The 8919-nt window shown below is 60.9% G+C and carries 10 protein-coding genes and 1 pseudogene; 3 read left to right on the forward strand and 8 right to left on the reverse strand.

The window, feature by feature from the left end:
• Positions 1-1005: 1005 nt before the first annotated feature.
• Positions 1006-1482 (reverse strand): redox-sensitive transcriptional activator SoxR, encoded by a 477-nt coding sequence (gene soxR / locus AC1D01_RS11870; protein ID WP_477866368.1) that lies wholly within the window; start codon positions 1480-1482, stop codon positions 1006-1008.
• A 72-nt stretch (positions 1483-1554) separates the two neighbouring features.
• On the opposite strand from soxR, the gene AC1D01_RS11875 reads away from it, so the two are divergent.
• Complete coding sequence (locus AC1D01_RS11875) at positions 1555-1875, forward strand: antibiotic biosynthesis monooxygenase family protein (protein WP_477866370.1); 321 nt, start codon at positions 1555-1557, stop codon at positions 1873-1875.
• A gap of 387 nt (positions 1876-2262) precedes the next feature.
• Complete coding sequence (locus AC1D01_RS11880; protein WP_477866372.1) at positions 2263-3273, forward strand: hypothetical protein; 1011 nt, start codon at positions 2263-2265, stop codon at positions 3271-3273.
• 1443 nt (positions 3274-4716) lie between these two features.
• Here AC1D01_RS11880 and AC1D01_RS11885 read toward each other — a convergent pair.
• Entirely contained in the window at positions 4717-4989 is a 273-nt protein-coding gene (locus AC1D01_RS11885) for a hypothetical protein (protein ID WP_477866374.1), read from the reverse strand.
• Between the two features lie 147 nt (positions 4990-5136).
• On the opposite strand from AC1D01_RS11885, the gene AC1D01_RS11890 reads away from it, so the two are divergent.
• A complete protein-coding gene (locus tag AC1D01_RS11890; RefSeq protein ID WP_477866376.1) occupies positions 5137-5847 on the forward strand; it encodes a hypothetical protein in 711 nt (236 codons plus the stop codon).
• 44 nt (positions 5848-5891) lie between these two features.
• Here AC1D01_RS11890 and AC1D01_RS11895 read toward each other — a convergent pair whose 3' ends face one another.
• The 6 genes and pseudogenes from AC1D01_RS11895 to AC1D01_RS11920 all read right to left on the reverse strand — a co-directional run.
• A complete protein-coding gene (locus tag AC1D01_RS11895) occupies positions 5892-6617 on the reverse strand; it encodes an SOS response-associated peptidase (RefSeq protein ID WP_477866378.1) in 726 nt (241 codons plus the stop codon).
• A complete protein-coding gene (locus tag AC1D01_RS11900) occupies positions 6589-6975 on the reverse strand; it encodes a hypothetical protein (RefSeq protein WP_477866380.1) in 387 nt (128 codons plus the stop codon). The genes AC1D01_RS11895 and AC1D01_RS11900 overlap by 29 nt, the downstream gene beginning before the upstream one ends.
• Position 6976: 1 nt before the next feature.
• Entirely contained in the window at positions 6977-7168 is a 192-nt protein-coding gene (locus tag AC1D01_RS11905; protein ID WP_477866382.1) for a hypothetical protein, read from the reverse strand.
• A gap of 66 nt (positions 7169-7234) precedes the next feature.
• Complete coding sequence (locus tag AC1D01_RS11910) at positions 7235-8023, reverse strand: DNA adenine methylase (protein WP_477866384.1); 789 nt, start codon at positions 8021-8023, stop codon at positions 7235-7237.
• A 238-nt stretch (positions 8024-8261) separates the two neighbouring features.
• Complete coding sequence (locus AC1D01_RS11915) at positions 8262-8525, reverse strand: hypothetical protein (RefSeq protein ID WP_477866386.1); 264 nt, start codon at positions 8523-8525, stop codon at positions 8262-8264.
• 110 nt (positions 8526-8635) lie between these two features.
• Positions 8636-8919, reverse strand: a pseudogene (locus AC1D01_RS11920) (hypothetical protein); the annotation flags it as partial.

The following is an 8919-nucleotide window of genomic DNA, read 5'->3' on the forward strand; positions in this document are numbered from 1 at the left end:
CTACAGCAGGGCGCGTGGCTAACCTCGGCGTTGGGTGGCGGCTGCTCCGGCCGCGTCCAGATGTCTGCACTAGTCCTGAAGCGGTCGATCGATTCGGGCTGCCCGGCTTCCGGGAGCGCCCTCGACAACACACTTGCCTCAACGGATTTGCAATCTGCCACAGCCCAATGAATTCAATGAGTTGGAAGATCGCTACCAAAAACGCTGCTCTGCGCCGAATGAAATGGCAAACCACTGCGCCCCTTGCCATGCAACCGACTGCAGTACGCACCAAGAAGCCCCGCAGCGGCTGGTCGGGCTCCCTCATTGAGGTGTGTTTCACTGGCGCTGACGAGCAGGCATCATGCACCTCATCCACCCCAAGGTGACTGTCCAGGGGCGTAGCCTTTCGAGGCCGACGAACGATCGCTTCGTGCCGGTTCAGTCCTTCGCTGCAGGCACGTAGCGGGCGCGACTGACCCTACTGGACGCCGACTCTGAAACGCCTGGGCATTCGCCCAGCTGGGGCACAGCGTTGAAATGTTTTGCGGATCTACTCGAAGTGGATCGAGACTGACCAGGCCGACCGCGAGGTCAGTGCCTTCGAAGACTGGCTGAGCAGCACCGACGGCGGGCGGTCCGATCCGTCGGACGCCAGGGGCTGAAACGGGATTCTTCCCCGGAAATGAAATAGGAGCCTCGCGGCTCCTATGAAATTCGGTGGGGTGGCTGATGGGACTCGAACCCACGACGACAGGAATCACAATCTTGGGAGAGAAGCGAGCGTTGGCGCAGTCGCGCAGCTCAATCGCGGGAAAWATTTKGGCCCTCCAAGCCGCTCCAGCRCTCGCACACAGCAGCGCCTTTCCCATGCCARTGCGTTGCWCCATGCCYRGGTCCAACGATAGCCWGCGGGCGTCCCCGACATCCGCTGGCAACAATCGGCCCACTTGCGGTCATACCRACATCACCCTCAGTCAGCTGCTCCACACCGCTCGATGACGTGCTGTGCGACACGCTGGCGGATCACTCCCTGGCGGGCTTGACGAGCAGGCGCTGAGCGCCCGGCCCCTGCGCGGCCAGCTTGTCGAACGGGTTGCGCAGCCGGCAGCGATCGATCGAAAGGCAGCCGCAGCCGATGCAGTCGTCAAGCGTGTCGCGCAACTTCTTCAGCTGCGCGATGCGCTCATCGAGCTCTACGCGCCAGGTGCTGGACAGCCGCGCCCAGTCCTCTCGGTTCGGCGTGCGGCTCGCGGGCAAGGTGTMGAGCGCCGCGGCAATGTCCGCCAGCTGGATGCCCACGCGCTGCRCCACGCGGATGAAGGCGACGCGGCGCAACACGTCGCGYGCGTACCGGCGCTGGTTGCCGGCACTGCGCCGGCTGGCRATGAGCCCCTTCGCCTCGTAGAAATGCAGCGTCGACACCGCCACGCCGCTGCGCCGCGCCACCTCGCCCACGCTCAGGCTGAGCGCGATTCCGGCTGCTTCCAAAGGATGATTCATGTGCACCTCTTGACCTCGACTTTAGTTGAGGTTCTAGAGTCCGCTCACCAGCTTCATTGAAAGGTTCAACGYATGTCCACCTCGCTGTTCCGCGTCGACAAGTTCRCGGTTCCGTCCGCCTCGCTGAGCGCCTTCCTCGCGCGCGTGCACAACGTCGATGGCCTRCTTGCCAGGCAGCCAGGCTGCCGGCAGAACCTCGTGCTGACACAGACCGAGGGGCCGGGTGAGTTCAACGTCGTCACCATCGTCGAATGGGCCAGCGCAGAAGCGATGGCACGGGCCAAGGCGACCATGCATGCGCACTATGYAAGCGAGGGCTTCGACCCGCCRGCYTTCATGAAGAGTCTCGGCGTGCGCGGCGACCTGTCGGTCTACAGCAGGGCGCGTGGCTAACCTCGGCGTTKGGTGGCGGCTGCTCCGGCCGCTTGACTACACGTTGAGCGTGAGCCTTGCGGCGGCAATCTCGGCAGGTCGATGTCGACTCAGGGTCGAGAGGAGCCGAGCAGCTGCCGCGTCCAGACGTTTGCACTAGTCCTGAAGCGGTCGATCGATTCGGACTGCGCGGCTTCCGGGAGCTCCTTCGACAACACACTTGCCTCAACGGATTTGCAAGCCACCAAACACCAAGAATTCGACAGCTTGCGCGTTCGCCACCAAACGGACTGCCGCATGCCATACACGATGGCCGAAGCACATTCCTGCTACCACGCGGGAATGAGACCCCCTTCCGAAGATCGGCCCCCCCCTCTAGAATGCCGAACATCCGCTCAGGGGGACATCATGCCGATGATCGTCGTCTACATCTGGAAGCAGTCCAAGCGCCTCCCGCAAGGGCACTCGGCGATGAAGATCGAGGACAAAGGATCATCCGAATACTTTTCGTGGTGGCCCTCACATGAGGGCCGAGCAACGCCGCCCTCATATGGACCCAACGCAAAGACAGTGCGTGTCCCAAAAGTGGGAGTGGCGAATGCGGAGCGCCAAGCGCGCGATATGAAGACCTACAAGGTCAGCAATTTTCCGGACGAGCGGCGATATTTCGACGTCAAATCCGACAAGGTAATGCTGCAATCCGGAGCGCTGCCGAAACACGCCACTTTCAAGTTCTACTTTCGCAGCAACCTGAACGTAGAGAAAGCCAGAGAGACGTGGGAGAACCTCTTAGCAGGGGATACGCAATATATCCCGACTCAATACACTTGCCATGAGCCGGTAGCCGAAGCACTGATTCAGGCATTCGCCGGCTATGTAAAGATTAACGCCGCCGGCCGGGTTGCAGAAAACAGCTTAAAGAAATATATCACCGCATGCAAGGGTGAATTGGATCAAACAAGAACGAACCAAAAACCTTGGACCGTTGGAAAGATGGCGCAATTCTGCTTGCTGATTGCAAACACAATTGACAATGGCCCACTCACCCAAGACTCGAAAGCAATCATTCGCCACAACGACTTTACCGACGAAACACTTTCGAAGCATGACTACGCCCCCGGTCAGGTAGAGTTTCATATTGACGGAAGAGGCCATATGATTTTTGCCTCCGATGGCGAGTATGTACATATTAATCCACGCATGTCTTCCGAGCATTTTCGGTCCGATGCACTTGATGATGCATCACATTTCGAATCTGGAGCAAGCACTAGCGGCAGCGATTCCGATAGGATCATCGACATCAACCCGCTTGCGATTTCGGCCAAATATCAACCAATGACCCCCTCTACGCCGTCCTCTGCTTCTACGTCCTCTTCCGCCTCCTCGTCATCCTCCGCCTCTTCGTCATCCTCTTCCTAGTTTCATTTGCTAGGGGCCCTTGTACCTACGGAAGTTCGGCGCCAACGGCGCAGACGCACAAGCCCTCCCGACAGCCGTGCCAGTCTGCACGTCAGTATCCAGCCTGAGCCGCTCGATGCCCGAGCCACCGAGCGGCGCATCCGGAGGCCAATTTTCCGTGCAATCGCAGTGAGCGCAGGTTGTTGTACTAAATATTGAGGACGCAGCGCGTCGCAAGTTGCAATCTGGGCCTGATTTGATGGCAATATCGGCACCATCTTCTTGGTCGCACCGCGAGTGATCCAAAACAGCGTTCCAATTTCACCCATATTCCCAAGGAGTGATTAGATTGAGTACGGACGAGACCAAGATTGGCGCACTTGCGAGCGCACTTGCGACACTTGGCGCAAATAATGGGCCGAGGGACACACAGTCACTCGGGTTAGCATCACTATGGAAAAGGCCTGAAGCACGAGGCCTGTACTACAACGGCAAGGTCATAAAGCTTGATGGCTACAAGTTCATCGAGTGTCGCTTTGACAACTGCGTACTCCAGGTCAACTCAGACAACTTTGAGTTAGTGCAGTGTGTTATTGATGCATCCACTCGGATTGAATACTCAAATGGTTTATCGAAGATAATAAAGCTGTTTCTCGGGCGCTACCACTGGACCTTGCAATTCTTTCCTGCATACTTTCTACCAACCAAGAACCCTGATGGCTCCGAAACCATCTCTGACTAGGGGCGCAGAGAATGACGGACCCAAGCAACCACTTTAAAGCATCTGCATCATTTGCAGTTCATCCCGTCCGAAGTCAAGTTGTTCTCGTCGGCTTGACAGTGACGGCGATCTTTGCCCTTCTTGTCGGAGGTTCGCTGCTCGCTATGGACAAGGCAAGTGGATGGCCGTTTGTTGTGATTGCRACCTTGCTTTGCGCCTCGATTGTTTGGTGCTGGCGGCAGTCGCACAGAGATACAGACCTAGCCCAAGCTCATCCGACGAAACTGGTGCGATCCGATGGCGCAAATTTGTCCACAGACAGTCGTCTACTCACCACGCCAGAGGGCGTACGAGCAGTCGCACAGATGCTAGATGCGCTGGTTCTTCATCATCCACTTCCGGAGCCTAGCGGATTAGTCGGACCGGGGGCGGTTCCAATACCAAACTCCAAAGCTCAAGCCGTTAAATTAGTCGACCGGATCAATGCCGACAATCAAATATCGCACAACCAGAGGATATCGTTCCTACACGGGCAATTGACCCCCACCTCGGTTACCCAGGAACCAGACGACGGCAGAAGCCTGCCATCAGACGCGACGAGAGATATTGGCACCCTCAATGCTCTTATCGGCGCGGTGCCACCACCCTACTCTTCAGGGAATAATTCACCTTAACCTGCAGAAGATCGCCCGAACAGTTTTGAGTCGTCAATGAGACGGTACGTCATACCAAGTATTCAGGCCTCAGCCGCTACTTCCACCTTTGCGTGTTTGGACGCTGTCGCGGGTGAAGTCCAGCAGCCACCTCTCGGTCATCTCAACCGCGCGCAGTTGGATAGCCGCCTTCGGATTGGGTTCGAACGCATCGCGCAGCAGCTTCAGCTCCTTGAGTGCCGCCTGTTCGAACAGCGGTTTCGGAACGGAGACCTGGACCATTGCTGCGATCAGCGCCTTCATTGCCATGATCTCTCCGTGAAGGTACTTGGTGACGTCGCCTGCTTCGTCGAGCTGCCCCATGCTGTGGTCTCCTGAAATGCGTTGAACGTGAGCAGCCTACGCTCGAACCCCCATCTGCAGCGCCCTGACATGCCCTCTCGTCAGCAGCCTCGTCCCGTCGTAGAGTTCGCCCGAACCGCGCACCGCCCCCGTAGTACTGGAGAGATCATGTCGACTGCCCTGAACAAAGCCGCCTGGGTCGACCGTGTGTTCACCAAGCTAAGCAAGCTGGACCCCAATGCCACGATCGAACAGCTGCAGACCGTCGCACAGGATTCGTTCGCCGCCGCCGATACGGGCACGCCGGAGGCCTGGGCCGAGCGATATTTCCGGACGCAGGCCGACGCAGGCACCGTCGATCGCCAATGGCGCCTTGCCTTCTGGGAGCGTGCGTTCGAGCTCGAGCCCAGGCTCAGCCTGATGGAGGCGTGGGATCTGTGGGAGACCGCAGCCGCCGACCCCGTCCAGAATGTGCGCACCGCTCAGCAAGCCGCCGAGCACTTGATGGGCATGAAGCTGCCGCCGATGACTGACGGCAGCGGCGCGGCGCCAGCCCTTCCCCGCGAGAACCTCGTGATCAGTGTGGCGGGCGCATCGCCCGAGCAGATCGAGCGGGCGCATGCCGCTGTTCACGCGATGTTCGAAGCGGCCGAGGTGACGCCCACATTCGCGGCCCGATCTGCGCACAAGCTGGAAAGCTGGGACCACGCCGGTTTTCCTCCTGAGCAGTTGCCCTCCAATGCAGAGTTCGACGCCGCACAGCTGTGGTTCGGCGTTGCTGATTGCGTCATAGACACCATCTTCGGGTCGGAGCGACCCGCCAACGCCTCATCCCTGGTCGAGTTCTTCCTGCCTCCCGCGGATCGGTTGCTCCACTAGGCAGTCGACATGGTGCCCCGCTCTCCCCGTGGGAACAACGACGCCTAGAACAAGTCTCCTTGCTGATCAGGCGCAACCGCAGGTGGCGCCTTCGGTCTCGCAGGCCGCTCGACCTTCGGCATCGGTGTCGCCTTGATCTTCTCCGCGGGCCACTGCCGAATCACCTGCTCAGCCTCGGACGGCGCCCCGAACAGCCAGGCCTGCTGGTCCTGCGGCTCCAGCACCGCAACCATGCGCTTCTCCGGATCGTCGGCGTCAGGCTTGTGCATGCGCTTCATGATCGGGTGATCGTCCGCGTTGATGGTGATCATCGTGTACGTGTCGAAGACCTGGCCGGTGGTCTTGTCGATCCAGCTGTTCCATAGCCCGGCCATGCCAAGCGGCCTGCCGTCGGCGCTCTCGAACCGCCAGCTCACGTGCGAGCCTGTTTCATAGCAGGGCTCGTAGAAGTTCCGGATTGGAATCACGCAGCGCTGYCCCGCCAGCCACACCGGCTTGAACGTGCGGCTGACCCGCACCTTGTCTTCCCAGCGTGCGTTGTTCGTCGAGTACGGGTAGGTGTCGATGTCCGGCCAGTTCGTTGGCACGAGCTGCCAACGCCCGACGGCGTAGATGAGGCCGCCGGTCGCGTGGTCCGCGCGCAGGAACTGGCCCTGCTTCTTCGGCCCCACGTGGTGGCCTTCGAAGAATCGCAATGGAGGCATCGGTCCGCTCACGTCCCAGTAGTCCCAAACTTCCTGCTCAGTTGGCGAGGTGTACAGGTTGCACATCCTCGAACTCTAGCGCCGCGGCGCGCGCAGCCGGTGCAACCACCCTCACCCACCACGCCTGGTCGAACCACTCGGAGTTGCGGCTCGACCTGATCGACTGAAGCTCCTGCCGCCCCTTGATCAGCATGCCGTGCGGATTGATGCGGACCACCCGCGCCCGATCCAGCGGCGGCAAGACCCAACTGAGGGCCCCAGGACGACGCAGGCCGGCCAACAGCGGCGGATTGCGATCCCGCGGATCTCGACCAGGCCGATCCGGAGTGAGGTTCAGCAGGCCTCGGTGAGGCTCAACGAACTTAAGGCTCCCCCGCTCGAGGCGCTGACCTCGCTTGTACATCTCCACCACGTCGACCAGCATTTCATTCGGGCAGCACGGGGCGCAGCCAGGCGACGGCCGCTTCTTCGGGAGGCATGGCGCGTAGCCGCTCGTCCCGCCAGAGGTCGAGCGCCACGTCGTCCAGCCGCTGCGGATCGACCGTCGGCCACTGCGCCTGCAGCCGCGCCGAGACGCGATGCAGCCAGGTGCTTGGCAGGAAAGACGGGTGATCCATGGCAGAAATATACTGTACGTTCATACAGTCCTCAAGGGCGCATTGCACGCCCTTTGGCCTGGTGGATCAGAACAGCCCGGCCGGGTCTTGCTGCGGATCCCAGGACCAGATGACTAGCTCGCGCCGGTCGACCGCCTTGCCGCCGCCGCCCACTGTGTAGGCGATGTCCAGCGACTCCATGTGCATGCCCTCGAAGCAGCGCCGGATGTCCGGGTGGTCGTTGATGCTCATCATCGCCTTGCCCTTCAGGGTTCGGAAGGCCCGGGCGATCGCCTCGTATTCCTCGAACGGAAACGGCACGCCGTAGCCCTCGGTCTCCCAGTACGGCGGGTCCAGGTAGAAGAACGTATGCGGCCGGTCGTAGCGCTCGATGCAGGTCTTCCAGTGCAGCCGCTCGACGAAGGTGCCGGCCAGGCGCAGATGCGCGGCGCTCAACTGCTCCTCGATGCGCAGCAGGTTCACCGGCGGCGCGGTCGTCGCCGTGCCCCAGGTCTGCCCCTGCACCTTGCCGCCGAAGCATTGGTGCTGCAGGTAGTAGAAGCGCGCGGCGCGCTGCACGTCGGTCAGCGTCTCCGCGGGCGTGTCCTGGATCCACTTGAAGACCTCGCGGCTCGACAGCGCCCATTTGAACTGGCGCACGAACTCCTCGAGGTGRTGTTTCACCACGCGGTACAGGTTCACCAGCTCGCCGTTGATGTCGTTGATGACYTCCACGTCCGCCGGCGGGCGAAGGAAGTACAGCGCGGCGCCGCCMGCGAAGACCTCGACGTAGCACTTGTGCGCCGGAAAGCGCGGGATCAGCAGATCGGCCAGGCGTCGYTTGCCGCCRATCCAGGGAAYGATTGGGTTRRCCATGAGRCTCCAGTTGGGGTGTRGGTRCACTGCGCCCCGCCTGCGCCTTGTTGATCTCCTCGGCATCGAGCCCTGCCTTGGCCGCGACCTCACTCGAGGCCTTGAGCCGCCCCTGGGGCCGTCTGAGTCGACACATCGAGACTCTCGACGTGCAAACCACGCTGATGGGGGGGTGGGTACATCGCTCGCGGCGTGTTCGCTCCCAAGTTTGGTCTGGACACGTTGTGCCACGACGCAATGGCTACGCGAGCCCATGGGCGACCGCGTCGTCATAGCTACGGATGATTCTGTAGCCGCGGGCCTTGGCAGCCGCGCATGAGATCGACGATGACTCGGCAAACCGACGCAGGCACGGTTCCGCGCGTACCAGCGTTACCGGCACGACGACGGCGCTTGTTTGCTCGCCATCCGTGAGCTGGTAAGAAGAGTTGCCCAGCGCAACGACGCATCCGCCGATGCCCTTCGCAATCAGTTTGTCCGGGGACATGATCACCTCACTTTGCATGAGCGTCGAGGCAATTGTCTGCCTGTCGCACTCGTGCTCACGTAGCGATGCGGACGACGCCTGATGAATGTGGAGGCGGCACCCGGCTTCTCAATGCTCTATCAGAGGGGTCACCTTTGACGCGCGAGCGCTGGCGGCGCTTCCGCCGGATTGATCTTCAGCTTCTCGAGCAGATCGAGGGCGTGTCTGGCCGGCACCCCGATGTTCGATCCACCGAACTCCAGCAGCATCGCGCGATTGACAGCGATGACTTCGCCTTTCAAGTTTAGGACCGGCCCGCCGCTGCCTCCCTTGGCAGTTTGGGCGTCGTAGATGATTGCTTCGCCCGAGACCTGCCCGACGATCCCCCGGCTCGCGAGCGGCTTGACCAGTCCCGCCTGGGCGAGTTTGAGAA

This window comes from Rhizobacter sp. P3_B12 (assembly GCF_056402895.1).